This window comes from Micromonospora andamanensis (genome assembly GCF_016863495.1).
In the GTDB taxonomy this organism is placed as follows: Bacteria; Actinomycetota; Actinomycetes; order Mycobacteriales; family Micromonosporaceae; genus Micromonospora; species Micromonospora andamanensis.
Genome location: NZ_BOOZ01000035.1, coordinates 35,464 through 56,962, shown reverse-complemented (window position 1 = coordinate 56,962; position 21,499 = coordinate 35,464). Strand labels below are relative to the sequence as shown.

The following is a 21,499-nucleotide window of genomic DNA, read 5'->3' as shown; positions in this document are numbered from 1 at the left end:
TGGCGTCGCGATCACCGGGTACGTTGACCCGCGATGAAGATTCTCGCGCTGGACCTGGGCACCTCGTCGGTGCGTGGGCTCGTGCTGGACGACGCCCAACCGCTGCCGGGGGCGTTGGCCCGTCGCCGCGTGGTGCTCAGCGTCGACGACGAGGGCGCCGGGACCCTCGACGCCCGCCACTACCTGGCCTGCCTGATCGAGTGCCTCGACGAGCTGCACGGCCAGGGCTGGTTGGACGGGGTGGAGCTGGTGGCGATCAGTGGCCAGTGGCACTCGGTGCTGCCGCTGGGCGCCGACGGTGAGCCGCTCGGCCCGGTCCTGACCTGGTTGGACACCCGGCCCGAGCCACCGGCCACGGCGGTCGGCCCGGCCGACCCCGACGCCTTCCACCAACGCACCGGCACCTGGTGGCACCGTTGCTACTGGTCGGTGCGGCTGCCTTGGCTGCGGGCCCACACCGGTGGCCGGGTGGCCCGTTTCACCGGCCTGGTGGAGTACGTGCTCGGCCGGTTGCTGCGCGAAGCGCCGATGTCGATGTCGCAGGCTTCCGGCACCGGCCTGCTGGACCTGCACACCCTGGACTGGGATCCGGAGGCCTGCGCCCTGGCCGGCAGCGACGGTTCGGACCTGCCTGACCTGGTCGCCCGGGACTGGCGCGGTGGGCTGCGCGCCGAGTTCGGCCGGCGGTGGCCGGCCCTGGCCGCGGCGCGGTGGGCACCGCCGCTGGGCGACGGTGCCGCGTCCAACGTCGGCTCCGGCTGCGTGGACCCGACCCGGGCGGCGGTGACGGTGGGTACGTCGTCGGCGGTGCGGTTGTTGCAGCGGATGTCGACGTCGGCCGAGGCGACAGTTCTGCCGCACCGGCTGTGGCGCTACCGCGTCGACCACGACCACGTGGTGACCGGGGCCGCGTACTCCTCCGGCGGGAACCTGTTCGCCTGGGCCGAGCGGGAGCTGCGGCTGCCGACCGGCCGGGCGTTGGAGGAGGCGCTGGCGCTGCTGCCGCCCGGCGGGGGTCGGCCGGCGAACGTCCGGTTCGGCGGGGACCGTCCGCCGGGTCGGCGACCGGCCGGGTTGGGTGAGCTGCGGGGGCTGGGCTTCAACACCACGGCTGTGGAGATGCTGGCCGACCTGATGTACGGGGTCTGTGAGCAGGTCGTCGACGACCTGGTGGAGCTGGAGTCCACCGTGGGTCGGCCGGTGGAGGTGGTCCTCGGCGGCGGGGCGATTGCCGCCTCGGCCTGGTGGCGGCAGGCGTTCGCGGCGGTGCTGGCACCCCGGACGGTCGGCTTCGGGCGGCACCCGGAGATCGGGGCCACCGGGGCGGCGCTGGTGGCCACCGGCCGGCTCGCCGACGCCGTGGTGGTGGCCGACATCGGCCGGACGGATGATCAAGAGTCGGCGACCTCGGCATAGGCTGGCGACCAGCAGTACCCTTCCTTAACCATTCATAAGGGCAGGGCGTTGACACTGCTCTCGGGCCTGGTTGGATGGACGGCGCTCCCCGGATCGCGGCGGACGCGTGGGGGGAGGAGGAGCGGGTGGGTGTAGGACCGGAGCAGGCGCACGGGGTGTCGCAGCACCGCCGGCGTCGGTTCGACGTCCGGGTCGTACCCCACAGGCGTCGCTCCCCCCTGCGGCTGCAGGACTGGCGGATGCGGACGAAGCTGGCCACGGTGCTCGTCATCCCGTCGGTCGCCTTCCTGGTCCTGGCGGGGGTGCAGACCCAGAGCCTGGTCACCCGGGCCGACACCCTTGGTGACTTCGCCGCGCAGGTCGGCATCGGGCGCGAGATCACCGCGCTGACCCACAGGTTGCAGTTGGAACGCGACCGGACGGCCGGCGAGCTGCCGGCCCTGCGCAGCGCCGTCGACGAGGAGGCCAGCGAGGAGCGGCTGGCCGTGTTGCAGCCCTACCGCGACGCCGCCGACCAGGCGGCGGCGCAACTGCGCGCGGCGGCCGAACCGCTGGCCGAGGCGGACGCCTCGTGGCGGGACGTCTACGTGGTGGCCTCCCAGGCGTACCAGCAGGTCGGCTACATCCGTAACACGCTTACCACAGTGGTGCTCAGCGACGACACCATCATCGGCAACTACCACCGCGCGATCGACGCGTTGCTGAACCTGCTCGCCCAGCCGACGCCGGGCGCCGACCGCCCGGAGTTGGCCGACGCGGTCCTGCGGTACGTGCAGTTCGCCCGGGCGAAGGAGCTGTCCTCGCGGGTCCGGGCGGAGCTGTACGCTGCGGCTCGCTTCGGCAGCTATGACTCCGAGGACGCGGCCCAACTGCCCGACCTGCGGGCCCGGCAGCTGACCGCGCTCGGCGCGTTCCGGGTCGCCGCGACGAACGCACAGGTGACCCGCTACGACGAGATGAGCCTGGATCCGGCTTTCGTCGCCGCCTCCCGGATGGAGGAGCAGGCGCTGTCGCAGGGCACGTCCGGGGCGACGGTGCTGGACGGGGAGCAGTGGTGGACCGCCAGCGAAGCCCGGCACGAGCTGTTGCGGGGTTTCGAGGCGGACGTGCTGGCGGACTCCTCGGCTCAGGCCGACGACGCGAGCGAAACCCAGCTGCGGGAGACGCTGCTGGTCGTCGGCGTGATCATCACGGTCCTGCTGGTGGCGGTGCTGATCTCGGTACTGATCGGTAGGTCGTTGGCCAGGTCGATCCGGCTGCTGCGGTCACAGGCGCTGCGGATCGCGCAGATCGAGCTGCCCGAGGCGCTGGCCCGGCTGCGGTCGGTCTCCGGTGGCGTCCCACCGATCGAGGTCTCACCGGCGGTCGTGCGTTCGCTCGACGAGATCGGTGAACTGGCCGAGGCGTTCGTCGCGGTGCACCGCAGCGCCGTCGGGGTGGCGGTCGAGCAGGCGACCATGCGCCGCAACGTCAACGCGATGTTCGTCAATCTCGCCCGGCGGAGCCAGGTGCTCGTGGAGCGGCAGTTGGAGCTGCTCGACGACCTGGAGCGCGAGGAGGGCGACCCCGAGCAGCTGGAGAACCTGTTCAAGCTGGATCACCTCGCCGCCCGGATGCGCCGTAACGACGAGAGCCTGCTGGTGCTGGCCGGTACCGAGTCGACCCGCCGGTGGAACCGACCGATCGGGTTGAGCGCGGTGCTGCTGGCGGCCAGCGCCGAGATCGAGCAGTACCAGCGGATCCGGCACGAGGCGGTGGCGGACCTGCACGTGGTCGGGCACGCGGTGGGCGAGCTGGTGCACCTGCTGGCCGAGCTGCTGGAAAATGCGACAGCCTTCTCCCGACCGGACACCATCGTGCAGGTGATGGCCCGGGTCGAGGGGCCCGGTGCGGTGATCGAGATCGCCGACCAGGGTCTCGGGATGAGCCCGACGGCGCTGGCCGAGGCGAACGCGGTGCTGGCCGCGCCGCCGGCCGCGGACGTGGCGACGGTCGAGCGGATGGGTCTGTTCGTGGTCAGTCACCTCGCCGCCCGGCACGGCATCGAGGTGCGGTTGCATGGCGGCGCCGGAGGGCTGGTGGCCCGGGTACGGCTGCCGCATCCGCTGCTCGCCCCGGCGCCGCCGCCGAGCCTGGACCCGGTGCCGTCGCCGCGCGGGCTGCCCGCCGCGACGCCCCGGCCGGTCGCACCGGCCAACCCGGGACCAGCGGATCTGCCGGTGGCCGGGCGGCGCCCGACCACCGTGCCCCGCCAGGCCCACCCGGTGCCGGTACGCGCCGAGGACGTGCTCGCCCCGGCGGCGGCACCGGCGACCGGGGGCAGCGGCTGGTGGTCGCGGGAGGGGCCCTCGACGGCCGTACCCACTGTCGGTGCCGGCGCGCCGGCACCGCCGGCCGTGCCGGTGACCGCCGGGACGAACGAGCGGGGTCTCCCGGTGCGGGTGCCGATGGCGCAGCTCAGTGCGGTGACCCAGCCGGCCCGCCCGGATCAGCCGGCGAGTCGCAACGATCCGGACCCGGACGCCGTCGGCGGGATGTTGTCCAGGTTGTACAGCGGTGTGCGGCGGGCCGAGGCTGAGGAGACCACCGAGATACCCGTGCCGCCGCTCGGGGCGTGGAGCGAAGGAGGACGTAGGTGACGACGTTGTCGCAGGAGGCTCGCGACCTGAGCTGGCTGGTCAGCGCGTTCGCGGAGCGGGTGCCCGGGGTGGCGCACGCGGTGGTGGTCTCCTCCGACGGGCTGCTGGTGGCGATATCCGACCACCTGCCCCGGGACCACGCCGACAAGCTCGCGGCGGTGACCTCGGGGCTGATGAGCATCACCGCCGGTGCCGCCCAGATGTTCGACGGTGACGTGGTCAAGCAGACGGTGGTCGAGATGGGTCGCGGCTACTTCCTGGTGATGCAGGTACGCGACGGCTCGATCCTGGCCACCCTGGCGGCGGCGGACGCCGACATCGGCGTGGTGGGCTACGAGATGGCCCGGCTGGCCAAGCAGGCGGGCGAGATGCTCACCCCCGCCCTGCGCGCCGAACTCCAGCAGGCGCTGCCCCGCTGAACAGGCGGGGCGGGGACTGCCGGTCGCCGGTGCCCGTCACGCCTGCGCGCTCGACGCGCTCACTCTGGCGAACGGCGTCACCGGATACCAGCCGGCGCGTACCGGTGTCCTGGTGACCTCCGTGGCCGCGAAGACGTCCTGGGACCGCAGGGCGACGAGCGCCGCGCCGAGGGGCGCCAACCGGAAGTCGTAGATCATGAGATGGCCGCCGGGTCGGAGGACCCGGGCCAGTTGCGTGGCTGCCGCCGGAAGATCCGGCCAGTGGTGCAGGCTCAGCGTCGAGACGAGCACATCGACGCTGCCGTCGGGATGGGGCAGGTTCGCCACGTCGGCGATCTGGAACCGTACGCGGTGGCCCAGCGAGCGGCTCGTCGCGGTCCGTTCGGCAACCTGGATCATGTGCGGGGACGGGTCGACACCGGTCAGCGTGACGTCGGGGCGGCGGTCGGCGAGTTCGTGCAGCAGCCGCCCCGGGCCGGTGCCGACGTCCAGGATCGTCGCCGACTCCGGTGCGACAGCCGCGACATCTTCGGCGACCCGCCGGTAGAGGCCGCGTAGCGCCCAGCGGGACATCCGGTCGTAGGAGACGCTGCGACGCCTGTCGAAACCGGTGTCGTGGGCGGGGTGTACGACGGCGTGCAGCCGTTTGGCGAGTGACATGGTCTCTCCTGCGGCAGGTTCGGTCCGGTCGGATCCCGGATGCTTGACATCACCGGTGACGGTGCATCTTCATGTCCACATGAAGTCAAGGCGGCAGATGGCCATCGGTGAGCTGGCGGCGTTGTACGGGTTGGCGCCACACGTGTTGCGGCACTGGGAACAGATGGGTCTGTTGGCCCCGGCCAGGGCCCCCGGTGGTCGGCGGGTGTACGGCGCGGTCGACGCGACCCGGATCGCGCTCATCCTGCTGGCGAAGGAGGCGGGGCTGACCCTGGAGCAGACCCGTTACCTGCTCACCGAGGCGGCCGACAAGCAGGCCCGGGCGGCTCTGTACCAGCAACACGGTGAGCTGCTGCGCGGGCGGATCGCAGCAGCTCAGGAGTCGTTGGCCATCATCGAGCACGCGGCGGCGTGCGACGCCGACGACATCACCGTCTGTCCCCGGCTGCGGGAGAAGGTGGCCGCCCGCCTGCCGGCCGGGTTACGCCCCGACGGAGGTGCCCGGCCGGCGTCGGCCTACTGAAGGGCGAGTGCGCTGCCGGGGTTGGTCGGGCGGGAGGCGATCCACCAGGCGACCGCGGCGGTCACGGCGACGATGCCGCTGAACACGAACGGTGCCTCGATGCCGGCTCCGGCGGCCAGGGCGCCGCCGGCCAGCGCGCCCAGCGCGGTGCAGCTGTAGGTGACCAGGCGGGCGGCGGCCACGACCCGACCGAGCAGCCCGCCCGGCACGAGTCGTTGGCGTACCGACAACGCGGCGACGTTGAGTACGGCGAACGCCGCACTTGTGGTGACCACCACGACCACCGCTACGGCACGGTGCCCGGCGACGGCCAGCAGGGCCGGTACGCCCGCGGTGACGGCCATGGACCAGGTCAGCACGGTCCGGTGGTGGAAGCGGGCGACCAGACGGTCGGCGGCGAACGAGCCGACAAGTCCACCGGCCGCGCCGGTGGCCAGCAGCAGGCCGAAACCGAACGCGCCGAGTCCGAGTGCGTCGCGGGCGTAGAGCACGAAGATCGCGAACCAGGCGGTGTCGGCGGCGGCCACCGCGGCGGTGACGAGCACCAGGGTGCGCAGCATCGGCTGGCGGATGAGCCAGCGCAGGCCGGCCAGCGCGCCGTCGCCGTCGGTGACCGGCGGGGCGTCGCTGGTGTCCGGGACCGCCCGGTGGGCCAGGGTCAGTGGCAGGGAGAGAACGAGCATCACCGCCAGCGCCAGGGTGGCCCCGTTGACGGCGAACGGGATGGCGGCACCCATCACGAACAGCAGTGCACCGACGGGTGGTCCGACGAACTCGTTGCCGACGATCTCGCCGGCCACGAGGCGCCCGTTCGCCTTCTCCAGTTGGTCGTCGTGGACGAGCCGGGGCACGGCGGTCTGTGCGGCGGTGTCCCGGATGGTCTCGCCGACGCCGAGCAGGAACGCGGCGGCGACGACGAGCGCGATGGTGGCCCAGCCCAGGGCGACAGTGGTGGCCAGCGCGGCCAGCACGACGACGCGGCAGGTGTCGGCGGCGGCGAGCAGCGTACGGGCACCTCGGCGGTCGGCCAGGGCGCCGGCGAGCAGCCCGGCGACGAGCCACGGCAGGAACTGGGCGGCGGCGACGGCACCGACCGCCAACGGATCGTCGGTGAGTGCGGCGGCCAGCAGGGGGAAGGCGGCCACCCTGATGCCGTCGCCGAGGTTGGCCAGCGCGGCAGCGCTCCAGAAGGTCCAGAACGGCCGGCCCAGGCTGTTGCGATCACGCATGCGGGGATCGTACGTGCCTCGGCGGCGACCCGGGACCGGGCCGCCGCCGAGCTGCCGGTCAGACCGCGTTGTCCGCGATGACCTGGCGGTACCAGTGGGCGCTGCGCTTGAGCACCCGGCGCTGGGTCGGGTAGTCGACGTAGATCAACCCCCAGCGCTGCTCGTAGCCCTCGGCCCACTCGAAGTTGTCGAGCAGGGACCAGACGTGGAAGCTCTCCAGCGGCACGCCATCGGCGATGGCCCGCTGGGCGGCGGCCAGGTGGTCGCGCAGGAACGTGACGCGGCCGTCGTCCTCGACGGTGCCGTCCGCGTTGAGCTCGTCGGGAGTGGGCAGGCCGTTCTCGGTGACCGTGATCGGTATCGGCCCGTAGTCGCGGGTGACCCGGGTCAGGATGTCGTACATCCCGTCCGGGTAGATCTGCTGCCACTCCGCCTCCGAGGTGGGCCAGCGGCGTTCCATGCCGCCGGAGGCGGTGACGTAGATCGGGGTGTAGTACTGCACGGCGACCAGGTCGACCGGGCTGGAGATGATCTTCAGGTCGCCGTCACGGATGCCACGGACCATCCGGCTGTCCGGGCCGAGGTCGGCCAGGACGTCCTCGGGATAGCTGCCGGTCAACGCGGAGTCGAGGTAGAGGCGGTTCTCGTAGCCGTCGTAGAGGCGGGTGGCCTCGGCGGCGGCGGTGGAGTCGTCGGCCGGGTAGCAGGGGTGCAGGTTGAAGGCGGGGCCGATACGGCTGCTGCCGCCTCGGGCGCGCAGGGCGCGTACGGCGAGGCCGTGGGCGAGCTGGAGATGGTGGGCGACCAGGTACGCCGCGTCGGGGTCTCGCCGGCCGGGGGCGTGGTGGCCGATCAGGTAGCCGTTCTGCACCACGGTCTTCGGCTCGTTGATGGTCAGCCAGACCGGCACCCGGTCGCCGAGCGCCTCGAAGACGATGTCGGCGTAGTCGGCGAAGCGGTGGGCGACGTCACGGGACTCCCAGCCGCCGGTGTCCTGCAGGGCCTGAGGCAGATCCCAGTGGAACAGCGTGGCCATCGGGGCGATCCCGCGTTCGTGCAGGCCGTCGACGAGGCGGCGGTAGAAGTCGAGGCCGCGTTGGTTTGCGGCGCCGGTTCCGTCGGGCTGGATGCGCGGCCAGGAGATGGAGAACCGGTAGCTGCGCAGCCCCAGGTCACGCATCAGATCGAGGTCTTCGGCATAGCGGTGGTAGTGGTCGGCCGCCACGTCCCCGGTGTCGCCGTTGCGGGTGCGCCCGGGTGTGCGGCTGAACGTGTCCCAGATCGATTCGCCGCGGCCGTCCTCCTTGGCGGCGCCCTCGATCTGGTAGGCGGAGGTCGCGGCGCCCCACCCGAAGTCGGGCGGGAAGGACCGTCGGGCGGCCGGGTTCGACGCGGTGGCTGTGTTCTCGACCGGGTCGCCGGGCCGGCAGCCGGCCAGACCGGTGGCCGTGGTGGCCACAGCAGCGGTGCCGAGGACGGCGCTGACCGGGGTGGCGGCGGTGGCCGAGAGCGCCGCGCGGCGCAGCAGGTGCCGCCTGGTGAGTATCGACATGGGTTCTCCTCGTGGATGGGGATGACCGCCTGAGCCCGGGAGCGCTCCCAACAAAGGGTAGAGGGTAGGCGGTCCCGCAGGGCCGAGTCGTCGCGAGGGGTGGGGCGGACGGCCTCGGTGGCGGGGTGACGTGGGGTGGGGAAGGGCGCTGTGCCGGTCGGGCAGCGGTGCGGCGGGACCGGGTGCGCCGAGTACCGCGGGCGGACCGGCGGTGCGCGCCCGGGCGGTCGGCGGGGCGTCGCGGATGGCGGTCGGCGGGCGGGTCGACTGCCGTGCGGGGCGCGCGGGTGATGCGCGTCTGACCCGTCGGCCTCTTTTCCCATCGTGAACGGGGGTTTAGTGTGGGGACGGGGGAGGGCAACCCCCGTCCCCACCGTGTTGCGGTACACGCACGTTCGGATTGGCGTCCCAGTTGTGCGTGTCGCGCGGGAGCCGGGCCACGCGAGTGGCTGAGGATCCACCTCCCTCCACTGTGGTGGGGTGATGGCTGACGGCGGTGTCCGGGCTGGCCCGCCGTCGGCCTGTGGTCTGTTCCCCGGAGCCGTGGGCACGACACCGGGCGATATTCCGGGTGGAACTCTGTCGATGGAAGCGCTCCCATCGACGTTGCTGCGACTGTAACGCCCGTCACGGCTTTGTGAAAGCCCCAAAACGAGATCGAAACAACTCAGTGTTTCCGGAAGTTCCCTTGCTGGCATTGGGAGCGCTTCCATGGCACACTGTCGATCGACCGCGCGGAGCCAAGGTACGCGTGAGCGTGGGTCGCCGAGGGCTTCCGGCTCGTCCGGTACGGCGTCCTGCCAGCAGCGGGAGCAGCTGCCGTCCCATACGGCGCCCCGCCGCGCCGGCCCTACCCGGGCCGCAGCGACCACCATCCACTGGCACCTCGATGGACCCCGTCGTCCCGAGGCGTCACCGCCGGGGCGCCACCGCCACCGGCCTGGTCCGAGGAGACACCGCGCAGATGAGAAACCTGGCTAGACGTCGGCGCCTGGCGTGGCTCGCCGCCGCGGCGCTGGCGATCGGTGGGGCGACAGTTCCCGCCGCCGCCGCACAGGCCGCACCGGCCTGCGACGTGGTCTATACGACTAACGACTGGAGCAACGGCTTCACCGCCAACGTCACCATCAGGAACACCGGCGACGCGATCAACGGCTGGACCCTGCGGTTCGCCTTCCCCGGCAACCAGCGGGTCACCCAGGGCTGGTCGGCCCGGTGGAGCCAGAGCGGCAACGAGGTCACCGCCGTCAACGAATCCTGGAACGGCAACATCGCGGCCGGCGGCAGCACCAGCATCGGCTTCAACGGCTCATACTCCGGCACCAACGCGAAGCCGACCTCGTTCTCGGTGAACGGGGTTACCTGCGGTGGTACCGCGCAGCAGCCCCCGACGGTCAGCCTGTCGGTGCCCGCCGGCCCGTTCACGGCCCCGGCGACGGTGCCGCTGACCGCCACCGCCAGCGACCCGGACGGCACCGTCGCCCGGGTCGAGTTCTACCGCAACGGCCTGCTGGTCAACACCGACACCACCGCGCCGTACGCGTACACCCTGGAGAGCCTGCCGGCCGGTGACTACACGGTGCAGGCCAGGGCGTACGACAACAGCGGTCTGTCCGCGATCGCCGAGCGCTCGTTCACCGTCGGCGGCACCACCTCGCCGGCGCTCGTCGCCGCTCCCACCGCGTTGACCGTCCCCGAGGGCGGCAGCTCGACGTTCAACCTCAAGTTGAACCGGGCGCCCACCGCCAACGTCGCGGTGAGCCTGGCGCGCACCGGCGACACCGACGTCACAGTCAGCCCGACCTCGGCGACGCTCACCACGTCGAACTGGAACACCGGCGTCGACGTCACCGTCCGGGCGGCGGAGGACGCCGACACCACAAGCGGCACCGCCACCATCACCGCCTCGGCCACCGGCCACACCCCGGCGACGGTCACCGTCACCGAGATCGACAACGATGTGCCCGGCGGCGACGGCGAGTACGTGCAGCGCTTCCTCACCCAGTACAACAAGATCAAGAACTCGGGCTACTTCAGCCCCGAGGGCGTGCCGTACCACTCCATCGAGACGCTCATCGTCGAGGCGCCGGACCACGGCCACGAGACCACCTCCGAGGCGTTCAGCTTCTGGCTGTGGCTGGAGGCCTACTACGGTCGGGTGACCCAGAACTGGGCGCCGTTCAACAACGCCTGGACGGTGATGGAGAAGTACATCATCCCGTCCAACGCCGACCAGCCGACCGCCGGCGCCGCAGGTGACGCCACCTACGCCGCCGAGCACGACCTGCCCAGCCAGTACCCGTCCCAGCTGGACTCGAACGTGCCGGTCGGCCGGGACCCGCTGCGCTCGGAGCTGCAGTCGACATACAACACCGGCTCCATCTACGGCATGCACTGGCTGCTGGACGTCGACAACGTCTACGGCTACGGCCGCTGCGGCGACGGCACCACCCGCCCCGCCTACATCAACACCTTCCAGCGGGGCACCCAGGAGTCGGTGTGGGAGACCGTGCCACACCCGTCCTGCGACACCTTCGCCCACGGCGGCCAGTACGGCTTCCTGGACCTGTTCATCAAGGAGTCGCAGGCTCCCGCCAAGCAGTGGAAGTACACGAACGCTCCGGACGCCGACGCCCGCGCAGTGCAGGCCGCGTACTGGGCGCTGACCTGGGCCAAGGAGCAGAACAAGGCGGCCGACGTGTCGGCCACCGTGGCCAAGGCCGCCAAGATGGGTGACTACCTGCGGTACGCCCTGTTCGACAAGTACTTCAAGCGGGTCGGCAACTGCGTCGGGGCCAGCGCCTGCCCGGCGGGCAACAACCGAGAGGCCGCCCACTACCTGCTGTCCTGGTACTACGCCTGGGGCGGCGCGACCGACACCAGCCAGAACTGGTCCTGGCGGATCGGTTCCAGCCACAGCCACTTCGGCTACCAGAACCCGTTCGCGGCCTGGGCGCTGACGAACGTCGACGAGCTCAAGCCGCGCTCGCCGACCGCGGCGGCGGACTGGACCAACAGCCTCAACCGGCAGCTGGAGCTCTACACCTGGCTCCAGTCGGCCGAGGGCGGCATCGCCGGTGGCGCGACAAACAGCTGGGGCGGGCACTACGGCACGCCGCCGGCCGGCACGGCCACCTTCTACGGCATGTTCTACGACGAGGACCCGGTCTACAACGACCCGCCGTCGAACCAGTGGTTCGGCATGCAGGCCTGGTCGATGCAGCGCATCGCCGAGCTGTACCTGGTCTCCGGCAACGCTCGGGCCAAGGCGCTGCTCGACAAGTGGGTGCCGTGGGCGATCGCCAACACCACGCTTGGCGAGAACTGGTCCATCCCGTCGGACATGAAGTGGACCGGTCAGCCCGCCAACTGGAACCCGACCAACCCGCAGCCCAACACCAACCTGCACGTCGAGGTGACGGTCAAGGGCCAGGACGTCGGCGTCGCCGCCGCCTACGCCCGCACGCTCATCGCGTACGCGGCGAAGTCGGGCAACGAGGCGGCGAAGACCACCGCCAAGGGTCTGCTGGACGCGCTGCACAGCCACAGCGACGCCCAGGGTGTCTCGACTGTGGAGAAGCGTGGCGACTACCGGCGCTTCGACGACGTCTACGACGCCTCCACGGGGCAGGGCCTGTACATCCCGCCGGGCTGGAGCGGCGAGATGCCCAACGGTGACGCCATCGCGCCGGGGAAGAGCTTCCTCGACATCCGGTCGTTCTACAAGAACGACCCGGCGTGGCCGAAGGTGCAGGCGTACCTCGACGGTGGGCCGGAGCCCGAGTTCCGTTACCACCGCTTCTGGGCCCAGGCGGACGTCGCCATGGCCTACGCCGACTACGGGAAGTTGTTCCCCAACGGCTGAACGGACTCCTCCGGGTGGGCGGTGACCCACCCGGAGGCACCGGCCGGGCCTCGGGGGTAGAGGCAGGTCCGGTTGACGGCCTGACACCCACGGTCAGGCCGGGGTGGGTCGGCCCTCTGGCCGACGCAGCGGAGCGGTCGGCCCACCCCACCACCCCGACCCGCCGGGCACGGCGCGCACATCGCGAAAAAAAGTGACCGCCCCGGGATCACAACCCGGCCCGGGACGGAGTAACGTACATCACCGGAGAGGCCGCTCCCCCCGTGGCGGCCTCTCCCTTATTGTGCCGGCCCGGGTGTCTCCGGCCCGCCGTCGTTCCGCACCTTCGCGGCCGGCTCGGACTGCGGCGTCACCGGGTGCCGCAGCCCCGGATGACCGGCCGGCAACGACCGGCGCAGCACCGCCCAACTGAGCGCCAGCGCCGCCGCGACAAGCGGCCAGGTCAGCGTCACCCGGGCCGCGGTCAGGGCGAGGACGTGACCACCGAGATACAGCGGCAGGAACACCGCCACCCGCAGCAGGTAGGTCCCCGTCCACACCCAACTGGCCCGGCCGTACGCCCGAAGCAGCGCCGGATCACGCCGCCAGCGCCCGCGCTGTCCAAGCGCCGTGCCGACGACCACCCCGAGCAGCGGCCAGCGCACCACGATGCTGGCCGCCCACGCCAGCGCGCTGGCGGCGTTGGCCAGCAGTTGCACGAGGAAGAAGTCCTCGGCCCGCCCGGTGCGTACCACCACCAGTGCGGCCACGCAGACCGCGAGCAACCCGACGAGCACCGACCGGGGCCGGTCACCGCGGCGGAGCCGCCAGCCGGCCACCACCGCCCCGGCGACCAGGGCCGCCACCACCCCGACCAGCACCGAACGGCCGCCGGCCAGCCAGCCCACCGTGAACGCCACAGGCGGCACTGTGGCGTCCACGGCCCCCCGACGCCCGCCGAGCAGATCGGCAAGTGACTCGGGTCGCCCGACCGCGGCGGCGTCCCGCTCCGAGGTATCGGTCACGTGCCCTCCTTCACCCGCGGCCCAACCTATCTCCACGCCACGGGCGGGCCACCGGCCGGACGCCGGGGGCGTGCCGCTAAGTTGTGCGGGTGCGCGTGACGCCCAGGGGTGGTACTGCGGTATGGCTGGTCGTGCTGGCCCTGATCCAGGCGGCGGCCTTCATCGCCGTCTGGCGATTCGCCCTCCACACGGAGATCGGCCAGTGGATCGACACGGTGGCCCTCACCGGTAACCGGATCGGCCGCGACCACATCGAGGAACCTGTCGACCGGATCCTCAACGCCATGTCCGTGGTGTCGCTGCTGGCGGTCACCGTGATGATCGGGTTCATCGCGCTGATCCGAGGTCGGGTCGCCCTGGCCGTCGCGGCGACCCTGCTGATCGCCGGCGCCAACGTCACCACCCAACTGCTCAAGTACGGACTGAGCCGCCCCGACTACGGCATCGACCTGGAACGGGCGTACGTCGGTAACAGCCTGCCCAGCGGGCACACCACGGTCGCCGGCTCGGTGGCGGTGGCCCTGGTGCTCGTGCTGCCGCCGAAGGTGCGGGCCGTCGGTGCCGTGATCGGTGCCGGCTACGCCGCGACCGCCGGGGTGGCGACCCTGTCGGCGGGCTGGCACCGACCCAGCGACGCGGTCGCCGCGTTCCTGGTCGTCGGGGTCTGGGCGGCGCTGGCCGGGCTGCTGCTGCTGATCACCCAGCGGGAACGGGCCGAGGTGGCCCCAGGTGACGCACACCGGCTCACCGCCCTGCTGCTGGGCGTGGCCGGGGTGCTCGCGATCACCGGGTGCGTGCTGGCCCTGTGGTGGCTGGTGGGTCTGCGGTCCACCCCCGCTGTGGAACTGTCCCGTCGTCCCCTGTTCGTCGGCTACGCGGGCAGCGCCGCCGGCATCGCCGGCTCCATGGCGGTGGTGATGGCGCTGGTGCTGACCGCCGTGCACCGTCTCGTTCCCCGCTACAAGGGCTGACCGGGTGCACCCGGTCAGGTCGGCGTTCCACGACGAGTGCGACCGGCTCGGCGCGGTACTGCGTACCCTCGACCGGTCGGACCTCGACCGCCCGACCCGCTGCACGCCGTGGACGGTGGCCGATCTGCTGGCCCACGTACGCACCGGAGCCGGCCGGCTGGCCGACATGCTGGCCACCACGGTGCCCGGCCCCGCCCGGGTCGACGCCGCCGGCTACTTCGGAGCGGCGAAGTTCCTCCCGCAGGTGGACGCCGACCGGGTCGAGTCCGCGCGGTCCGAAGCGACCCGACACCGCAGCCAGGAACTGGCGGCCGGGCCCGGCACCGGCTTCGACAGGGCCTGGCGGGCCACCCTCGCCGCCGTCGACGCCCACCCCGCCGACCGGGTGGTACGCACCCGGCACGGCGACCCGATGACCGTTACCGAGTTTCTGCGTACCCGGGTGGTGGAGGTCGGCGTGCACGGCCTCGATCTGGCCGAGGCGCTGGACCGGCCGCCGTGGCTGACCCCGACGGCCGCCCGGGTCATCGCCGACCTGCTCACCGGCGGGCAGCCCCTGCCGGCGGACCTCGGCTGGGACCGGCTGACCCTGATCTTCAAAGCCACCGGCCGCAGCCCGCGCAGCCGAGCCGAGCAGGACGCCCTCGACGCCGCCGGCATCCGACTGCTCGCCTTCGGCGGCTGACCGGCGCCCGACCGCCGCGCACCCGCCCGCGCGAGTCGCCACCGGCGCGGTAGCCGGAACGCGGCCGGCGGGTGGTGGGTCAGGCGGCGGTCCGGGGTGCCGGCACGTGCGGGGCGGCGGCGCGCAGGTGCGCCAGGACCACCGGGTCGATCCGGCCGGGCGCCAACCGCTCCTCCAGGTTTTCCAGCCCGGCCCAGTCGACAAGCGCGTCCTCGGGCTCCGCCGGGTCGGCCGGATACCCGAGCGCAGTCAGCAGACCGGCGACCTCGACGGCCAGCGCGCCTGTCAGGTCCAGCAGGGTGGCCGGGTCGGGCCGGCTGAACAGCAGCATGTGCACCCCGAGCAGCCTGTCGAGTTCGGTGACCGGGTCGGGGTGGTCGTCGACCCGCAGGTCGATCATGACGTCGCCGGTGCCGCCGTACCCGCCGCAACGGCGCACCACCAGCAGCCCCGCGCTCTGCCGACCGCGCCGGTCGCCGCCGGCCGCCTCGCCGGCCCGCAGCGCCGCGAGCAGCCGCTGCGGGAACGGCAGTTCGGCACCGGCCAGCCAGGTGTCCCGTAGCGCGTCGACGACCTGCGGGCCGGTGAGGATGTTCCCCTGCGCCGCCCAGCCGTCGCCGGCCTGCCCACCGGCCCAGCCCCGGCAGTGCGGACCGGTCCAGGTGGCACCCGGCCCGGTGGCGGCGACCACACCGAGCTGCCGGTGGTCACGTTCCGGGTCGGCGGCGACCAGGCCGGCGACCACCCCGGCGGCCGACACACCGGTACGCAGCAGCGCCAGGCCCTGCGGCCGGTAGGCCAGGTTCACGTGCGCCTGGGTGGCGATCGCGCCGACCTCGGCCGCGGCGCCCGGCACGAGGGCCCCGGCAGCCAGGAAACGACTGGCCACGACGATGCCGTGCAGCCGGCCGTCGTCCGAGCGGGCCACGAGGGAGAATGTCACGCTGGGAAGGTTAGCGCTGCTGGCGTGCTACGGCCGCGCCGCGACGACCTTGCCCGACGACGCCGGGACGGGCACCATCGACCGATGACGACGCGATGGGCAATGACGGTGCCGTTGGGCGGAATCCCGCTCGCCGACCACGCCGCGGTGTACGCGGCGCTGGCCGACGCCGGCTACACCGACGTGTGGTCCTCGGAGGTCAACGGGGCCGACGCGTTCACCCCGTTGGCGCTGGCCGCCGCCTGGCAGCCCGGGCTGCGGCTGGGCACCGCGATCACGCCGGCGTTCACCCGTGGCCCCGGCCTGCTGGCGATGAGCGCCGCCGCGCTCGCCGACGCCGCACCCGGCCGGTTCGCCCTCGGCATCGGCGCGTCGTCGCCTGTGGTGGTCTCCGACTGGAACGCCGTGGAGTTCACCGAACCGTTCCGGCGTACCCGTGACGTGCTGCGCTTCCTGCGGGCGGCACTGCGCGGGGAGACCGTCGACGGCGCGTTCGACACCTTCGCCGTACGCCGGTTCACCCTGGACCGGGCGCCGATGGTGCCGCCGCCGCTGCTGCTGGCCGCGTTGCGTCCCGGCATGCTGCGGCTGGCCGCCGCCGAGGCCGACGGAGTCATCCTCAACTGGCTCGCCGCCACCGACGTGCCCCGCGCGGTGGCCGAGCTGGGGCAGCGGCGTCCGCAGTTCGAGGTGGCCGCCCGGATCTTCGTCTGTCCCACCGAGGACGCCGGGTACGCCCGCACCCTCGGCCGGCGGATGATCACCAGCTACCTGACCGTGCCCGCGTACGCGGAGTTCCACAGGTGGCTCGGCCGGCAGGAGGCGCTTGCCGGCATGTGGGCGGCGTGGGCGGCCGGCGACCGGCGCGGCGCCCTGGCCGCGATCCCGGACGAGGTGGTCGACGCGCTGATCCTGCACGGCTCACCCGAGCAGTGCCGGGCACAGGTCAACAGGTACGTGGCCGCCGGGGTGGACGTACCGGTGCTGGCGTTGCTGCCCACCCCGGAGGTCACCGCCACCGACCCGGTGGCGCTGGCCACGCTTGTCGCCCGGCTCGGGCTCGACGCGAAGGAGTCGGCGTGAACCTCACCGACCGGGTAGCGGTGATCACCGGCGGGGCCGGGGGAATCGGGGCGGCGCTGGCCCGGCGGTTCGCCGCCGAGGGAGCCGCCGCGCTGGTCCTGGCCGACCTGGACGGCGCCGCCGTCGAGGCGGTCGCCGACGCCGTGGGCCCGCTGGCCCGGGGCGTTGCGGTCGACGTCACCGACGAGGAGCAGGTACGCGCCCTGGTCGCCGACACCGAACGCCGCTACGGCCGCATCGACGTGTTCTGCGCCAACGCCGGGGTGAGCACCGGCGGGGGAGTGGAGGTCGACGACGCCGGCTGGGAACGGTCCTGGCGGGTCAACGTCCTCGCCCACGTCTACGCCGCCCGGGCGGCTCTGCCGGCGATGCTCGCCCGGGGCAGCGGCTACCTGCTGCACACCTGCTCGGCGGCGGGGGTGCTGACCGCCGTCGGCGACGCCGCGTACACCACCACCAAGCACGCCGCCGTGGGGTTCGCCGAATGGCTGTCGGTGACCTACCGCGACCAGGGCATCCGGGTCAGCGCACTGTGCCCGCAGGGCGTCGACACGGCGATGCTGGCCGACGGACTGGCCGCCGGACATCTGGGTGCCCGGGTCATCGCGGCCTCCGGTGCGGTGCTCAGCCCGGACGACGTGGCTGCGGCGGCGGTGGCCGGGATGGCTGAGGAACGGTTCCTGATCCTGCCGCACCCCGATGTCGCCGACTACGCCCGCCGCCGCGCCGAGGACCCCGACGGCTGGCAGTCCGGCCTGCGTAAACTCGTCCGCCGGTTGGGTGCCGCCGATCAGGGCGCGCCGCCACCACCGAAGCCGGCAGCATCACCGTAGGTGGCGTTCTCGGCGATGGCGGCCGAGTGGCGGTCGGGCACGCCGCTCGGTCCGACGCCGGAACCACGGCGTCGGCGGGGTGCGGAGCGACGCAGCTCCCGGGTGGCCTTAGCGGCAGCGGCAAGTCGCTGCTGACGAGTCATCGGCCGGGGGACACGTCGGCGACGGACGACGAGGAGCGTCGCGGCGGTGACGGACACCACCGCGACAAGCGCAATGAGGAGAGCCAGCCACGTGGTCACGGTTCGACGGTAGGCACCCAGGGCAAGCTCAGCGGCGCCAGCGCAGCGGGCCCGGGTGCACCGACCAGAGCAGTCGCCGCCAGCGGGGACGCGCCGCCCGCACCGCCGCGGTGTAGACGGTGACCGCCGCGGCGGCGGCACCGGCCTGCTCCTCGTCGGCCGTGCCGGGCGCGAAGCTGACCTGATTGACCAGCCGGGCCAGCTCCTCGGCGGCCCCGTACGCCGCTGCCGGCGGCCGAACGTCGGCAAAGGCCTGTCGGGCCTGCGCGGCGACCTCGGTGGCGGAGAGGTCGGCGGCGACCGGCTGCCCGGCCAGCCGCAGCGTGTCGGTCAGCTCCCGCCAGGCGCCGGCTATGCGGTGCTGGGGGTCGCCCCGGTGCAGTCGGGCCCGGGTCTGGGCCCGGCGCAGCCCTGCCAGGGTGACCAGCAGCGCCACGACGACGAGCAGCAGACCACCGCCGGTGCCACCGACAAGCACCGGCGTCGGTACGCCGCTGTCCGTGGGGCCACCGGGGGCGGCAGCCGCCGGTGGCGAGGCGGTCGGCTCCAGGGTGGGTTCCGGCTGCTCCGACGGTGGCGGGTCCTCCGGCTGGGGGCGGAAGTCCTCCTCCACCGGCCGGGGTTCCTCGTCCGGTCGGGGCAGCGGATCGAACGCCACCCAGCCGAGACCGTCGAAGAGCACCTCCGGCCAGGCGTACGCGTCGGCGGCCCGCACCGGACCGGACCCGGGGGCGGCGAACCCGACCACCACCCGGGTCGGCAGCCCGGCGAGCCGTCCCAGCACCGCGAACGACGCCGCGAACTGTTCGGACGTGCCGCGCTGCCCGCCACCGTTGCGCGGCCCGAACAGGAAGAACGCCAGATTCGGGTAGGCGTGGCCGCTCGGTGCGTCGGCGACCAGCCGGTAGTGCTCGGACAGCCACTGCTCGATCGCCGCCGCCCGCGCGTACGGCGCGCCGTTCTCCTCGGCCAGCTGGGTGGCCAGCCGCCGCAACTGCTCAGGCGCGCCGTCGGGGACGTGCAGCACCCGGGCCACCCCGTCGCCGGCCGGGGTGTTCGCGGTGGCCAGCAGGTTGGCATCGGGGCGTTCCCGGGCGGAGGTCACCGTGTAGCGCAGGCCGGGGGCGAGACCGTCGGGACGGATCAGCGTGCCGGTGCCCGGGTCGTAGGCGACCCGGGCACCACTGACCTCGCGCGGGGTTGGTACCGCAGGCAGCAGCCGTCCACTGAGGTCACCCACGGTGATCTCCTGCCGCACGGTGTCGACTGTGGCGTGCGGGGCCGGTTCCGTGGTCGGCAGGATGCGGCCGGCGTTGCGGTAGGTCGCGCCAACCCGCCAGGTGACCCCGTCGTAGTCGCTGAGCACGGCCAGCCGGATCCGCACCGCGGCACCGCCCGTCGCCGCACCCTCGGTCGGGTCTGTCGGGCCGGGGGAGTCGGTCGCCACCTGGAACAGTTCCTGCTCCGGGTTCAATGCCCAACCCGAGATCCGGATCAGCGGATTCTCGTCAAGCGTCTCCACCTGCGGCGGCTCCACATAGCGGCGGGGATCGACAGGTCGGGCGTCCACCAGGGCGGCCACCGCCGGGCCGAGCAGCGCCGCCAGCGCCACCACCACCGCCGTTCCGGCGGCCGAGGCCACCGCCAGCCGTACCTGTACCCCGGACCGCACCGTCGGGGCGAGCCCGTCGAGCGGATCCTCGTCGGGCCTCCGGGACGACACCGCCAACCCGAGCGCCGCCGCCACCACAAACGCCGCAGTCGCGCCGATCGCCGGCTCCGCGTTCGGCCCGACCACGTACACCGCGCCGGCGTGCAGCAGCACCGGCGGCAGGTAGCCCAGCAGCACCCGCCCGGCCCGCAGCGCCACCTCCGCGCCGGCCAGCCCGGCCAGCCAGGCGGCCACCACCGGCAGCAGGATCGTGTCCGGCGTCGCCTCCACCGGGATCATCGCGGTCAGCAGCCGGGGAATCGCGTTACGGGCGGCGTCGCCGGCCACCTCGACGAACCCACCCGGCAGCTGCGCGTCGGCGGCGGCCAACCGCAGGCAGACCGCCGTCCACCCGAGCATGGCCAGCACCGACACCGGCGCGACCAGCCAGGACGCCAACCGCCGGGTCACCATGCTGACCAGCACCGACCCGACAGCCGAGCCGGCCACCAGCATCGTCAGCAGCGACCCCGCATACACCCGGCCGAGCACCACACCGGCCAGCGTGACCAGCACGACGAGCGTCACCGGCACCGCCGCCGCCCGCAGCAGCCTCACCACCGGCGTACCCCGTCCCACTCGGCGGCGAAGGCCGCCCCGTCGGCCGCGTCGACGACGACCAGGCCGGCCGCGCCCGGCGGCGTCGGCTCCGCCGCCCCGAAGATCCCGGCAACCACCGACGGGTACGCGCCGCGCAGCGCGCCGACGTGCCCCAGATCCTCGGTCGCCCCCGGCCCGGTGAGGACGACAAGGGTGTCACCGAGCCGGTCGCGGCGCAGCCGCGCCGTCGCAGCCTCCAGCGTGCCCTCGTTGGTCAGCGTCACCGCCGCCAACCGGTCCAGTGGCCCACTCGGACCGGTACCTATCGAATCGACGGAGGCGTCGTCGGCGGTGACGAAGAGCAGCACCACCGGCAGGTCCTCATGGACCGCGGCGGTGACCACCGACGCCGCCGCCTCACAGGCCGACTCGAACGACTCCGCCACCCCGCCGACCCGGTCCGGATGCGCGACCGACCGGTTGTCCAGCAGCACCACGATCCGGGGCAGGCTGGTGTCCACGTTCTCCCGCACCATCAGCTCACCCACCCGGGCGCTGGTACGCCAGTGCACCCGCCGCAACTCGTCACCGACGACGTACTCCCGCAGCGAGTCGAAGGTGATCGAGCCGTGCGGCACCGCGTCGACCCGTCCGTCGAGACTGCGCCCCGCCCCGGTGGGCACCGCCCGCAACGGATGGATCCGCGGATGCACCCACACCGGCACGACGTCTCCGTAGGAGCGGGCCAGCACCACCAGGCCGAGCGGGTCGCGGCGGGTCACCCGCAGCGGCCCGACCGGAACCACGCCGCGCCGACTCGTCGGCACCGGGTAGCTGACAGTGGTGTCCGAGCCGGCCCGCAGCCGCAGCACCGGCACCGGCACCAACCGGTCACCGCAGCGGTCGGTGGCCAGCATGCTCGCCGCACCTACCCGGCCCGCGTTGCGGACGGTCAACGTCATGGCCGCCGGCTCGCCCCGGGCCACCCGGTCCGGGTCGGCCTGCCGGGACACCAGCAGCCGGGGACGGCGGGCCGCAGCGACCAGGGCGACCGCCAGGGCGGTGCCGGCCGCCGCCCCGAGCAGCGTCAACTCCGGGTACCCGAACCGGAAACCCGCCGCCAGCAGCAGCACAGCCGCGACGAGCAGACCGATGCCCCGGGCGGTGATCCCCACGCCAGACCG

General features: G+C 73.2%; 17 protein-coding genes. 9 read left to right on the top strand and 8 right to left on the bottom strand.

Annotated features, from left to right (window positions below; all coding sequences use genetic code 11):
• Positions 1 to 33 precede the first annotated feature (33 nt).
• From Van01_RS24235 to Van01_RS24225, 3 genes are all read left to right on the top strand, one after another.
• Positions 34 to 1,416 carry an FGGY family carbohydrate kinase gene (locus Van01_RS24235; protein WP_204011966.1) on the top strand — a complete coding sequence of 461 codons (1,383 nt, stop codon included), beginning with the start codon at positions 34 to 36 and terminating at the stop codon, positions 1,414 to 1,416.
• Positions 1,417 to 1,541: 125 nt separating this feature from the next.
• Positions 1,542 to 4,055, top strand: a complete 2,514-nt coding sequence (locus tag Van01_RS24230; RefSeq protein ID WP_204011964.1) for a sensor histidine kinase — start codon at positions 1,542 to 1,544, stop codon at positions 4,053 to 4,055.
• The gene (locus tag Van01_RS24225; protein ID WP_093408063.1) at positions 4,052 to 4,474 is read left to right on the top strand and encodes a roadblock/LC7 domain-containing protein; all 423 of its coding nucleotides are present in this window, start codon (positions 4,052 to 4,054) and stop codon (positions 4,472 to 4,474) included. The genes Van01_RS24230 and Van01_RS24225 overlap by 4 nt, the downstream gene beginning before the upstream one ends.
• Before the next feature lie 36 nt (positions 4,475 to 4,510).
• Here Van01_RS24225 and Van01_RS24220 read toward each other — a convergent pair whose 3' ends face one another.
• On the bottom strand, positions 4,511 to 5,134 hold the full coding sequence (locus Van01_RS24220) for a class I SAM-dependent methyltransferase (RefSeq protein ID WP_204011962.1): 624 nt from the start codon (positions 5,132 to 5,134) through the stop codon (positions 4,511 to 4,513).
• 79 nt (positions 5,135 to 5,213) lie between these two features.
• Here Van01_RS24220 and Van01_RS24215 point away from each other — a divergent pair, with 79 nt between their 5' ends.
• Complete coding sequence (locus Van01_RS24215) at positions 5,214 to 5,657, top strand: MerR family transcriptional regulator (protein ID WP_204011960.1); 444 nt, start codon at positions 5,214 to 5,216, stop codon at positions 5,655 to 5,657.
• Here Van01_RS24215 and Van01_RS24210 read toward each other — a convergent pair.
• Positions 5,651 to 6,886, bottom strand: coding sequence for an MFS transporter (locus Van01_RS24210; RefSeq protein ID WP_204011957.1), 1,236 nt, complete (start codon positions 6,884 to 6,886; stop codon positions 5,651 to 5,653). The two genes, Van01_RS24215 and Van01_RS24210, sit on opposite strands and share 7 nt — an antisense overlap.
• A 58-nt stretch (positions 6,887 to 6,944) precedes the next feature.
• Positions 6,945 to 8,438 carry a GH1 family beta-glucosidase gene (locus tag Van01_RS24205; protein ID WP_239099263.1) on the bottom strand — a complete coding sequence of 498 codons (1,494 nt, stop codon included), beginning with the start codon at positions 8,436 to 8,438 and terminating at the stop codon, positions 6,945 to 6,947.
• A 964-nt stretch (positions 8,439 to 9,402) separates the two neighbouring features.
• Between Van01_RS24205 and Van01_RS24200 the strand changes: the two genes are divergently transcribed.
• Entirely contained in the window at positions 9,403 to 12,303 is a 2,901-nt protein-coding gene (locus Van01_RS24200; protein ID WP_204011954.1) for a glycoside hydrolase family 48 protein, read from the top strand.
• Between the two features lie 278 nt (positions 12,304 to 12,581).
• Here the strand turns inward: Van01_RS24200 and Van01_RS24195 are convergent, their stop codons facing one another.
• A complete protein-coding gene (locus tag Van01_RS24195) occupies positions 12,582 to 13,307 on the bottom strand; it encodes a DUF3159 domain-containing protein (RefSeq protein ID WP_204011946.1) in 726 nt (241 codons plus the stop codon).
• An 83-nt stretch (positions 13,308 to 13,390) separates the two neighbouring features.
• Here Van01_RS24195 and Van01_RS24190 point away from each other — a divergent pair, with 83 nt between their 5' ends.
• Together Van01_RS24190 and Van01_RS24185 are read left to right on the top strand one after the other, a co-directional pair.
• Complete coding sequence (locus Van01_RS24190) at positions 13,391 to 14,278, top strand: phosphatase PAP2 family protein (RefSeq protein WP_204011945.1); 888 nt, start codon at positions 13,391 to 13,393, stop codon at positions 14,276 to 14,278.
• A gap of 4 nt (positions 14,279 to 14,282) precedes the next feature.
• On the top strand, positions 14,283 to 14,963 hold the full coding sequence (locus Van01_RS24185) for a maleylpyruvate isomerase N-terminal domain-containing protein (RefSeq protein ID WP_204011939.1): 681 nt from the start codon (positions 14,283 to 14,285) through the stop codon (positions 14,961 to 14,963).
• Positions 14,964 to 15,042: 79 nt separating this feature from the next.
• Here the strand turns inward: Van01_RS24185 and Van01_RS24180 are convergent, their stop codons facing one another.
• A complete protein-coding gene (locus tag Van01_RS24180) occupies positions 15,043 to 15,906 on the bottom strand; it encodes a DUF1028 domain-containing protein (RefSeq protein ID WP_204011938.1) in 864 nt (287 codons plus the stop codon).
• Between the two features lie 102 nt (positions 15,907 to 16,008).
• Here Van01_RS24180 and Van01_RS24175 point away from each other — a divergent pair, with 102 nt between their 5' ends.
• Together Van01_RS24175 and Van01_RS24170 are read left to right on the top strand one after the other, a co-directional pair.
• Positions 16,009 to 16,989, top strand: coding sequence for an LLM class F420-dependent oxidoreductase (locus Van01_RS24175; protein WP_204012099.1), 981 nt, complete (start codon positions 16,009 to 16,011; stop codon positions 16,987 to 16,989).
• On the top strand, positions 16,986 to 17,822 hold the full coding sequence (locus Van01_RS24170) for an SDR family oxidoreductase (protein ID WP_204011937.1): 837 nt from the start codon (positions 16,986 to 16,988) through the stop codon (positions 17,820 to 17,822). The genes Van01_RS24175 and Van01_RS24170 overlap by 4 nt, the downstream gene beginning before the upstream one ends.
• Here the strand turns inward: Van01_RS24170 and Van01_RS24165 are convergent.
• From Van01_RS24165 to Van01_RS24155, 3 genes are read right to left on the bottom strand one after another with little or no spacing between them, the layout of a single operon-like run.
• The gene (locus Van01_RS24165) at positions 17,780 to 18,064 is read right to left on the bottom strand and encodes a hypothetical protein (RefSeq protein ID WP_204011936.1); all 285 of its coding nucleotides are present in this window, start codon (positions 18,062 to 18,064) and stop codon (positions 17,780 to 17,782) included. The genes Van01_RS24170 and Van01_RS24165 overlap by 43 nt on opposite strands.
• A gap of 28 nt (positions 18,065 to 18,092) precedes the next feature.
• Positions 18,093 to 20,354: a transglutaminaseTgpA domain-containing protein gene (locus Van01_RS24160; RefSeq protein WP_204011935.1), complete on the bottom strand. Its 2,262-nt coding sequence runs from the start codon at positions 20,352 to 20,354 to the stop codon at positions 18,093 to 18,095.
• Positions 20,330 to 21,490 (bottom strand): DUF58 domain-containing protein, encoded by a 1,161-nt coding sequence (locus tag Van01_RS24155; RefSeq protein ID WP_204011934.1) that lies wholly within the window; start codon positions 21,488 to 21,490, stop codon positions 20,330 to 20,332. The genes Van01_RS24160 and Van01_RS24155 overlap by 25 nt, the downstream gene beginning before the upstream one ends.
• Positions 21,491 to 21,499: the final 9 nt, after the last annotated feature.

Excerpts from the sequence above, each read along its gene's own strand:
- Van01_RS24205 (WP_239099263.1), bottom strand. The coding sequence starts at position 8,438 with ATGTCGATACTCACCAGGCGGCACCTGCTGCGCCGCGCGGCGCTCTCG.
- Van01_RS24235 (WP_204011966.1), top strand. The coding sequence starts at position 34 with ATGAAGATTCTCGCGCTGGACCTGGGCACCTCGTCGGTGCGTGGGCTC.
- Van01_RS24200 (WP_204011954.1), top strand. The coding sequence starts at position 9,403 with ATGAGAAACCTGGCTAGACGTCGGCGCCTGGCGTGGCTCGCCGCCGCG.
- Van01_RS24220 (WP_204011962.1), bottom strand. The coding sequence starts at position 5,134 with ATGTCACTCGCCAAACGGCTGCACGCCGTCGTACACCCCGCCCACGAC.
- Van01_RS24215 (WP_204011960.1), top strand. The coding sequence starts at position 5,214 with ATGAAGTCAAGGCGGCAGATGGCCATCGGTGAGCTGGCGGCGTTGTAC.
- Van01_RS24210 (WP_204011957.1), bottom strand. The coding sequence starts at position 6,886 with ATGCGTGATCGCAACAGCCTGGGCCGGCCGTTCTGGACCTTCTGGAGC.
- Van01_RS24175 (WP_204012099.1), top strand. The coding sequence starts at position 16,009 with ATGACGGTGCCGTTGGGCGGAATCCCGCTCGCCGACCACGCCGCGGTG.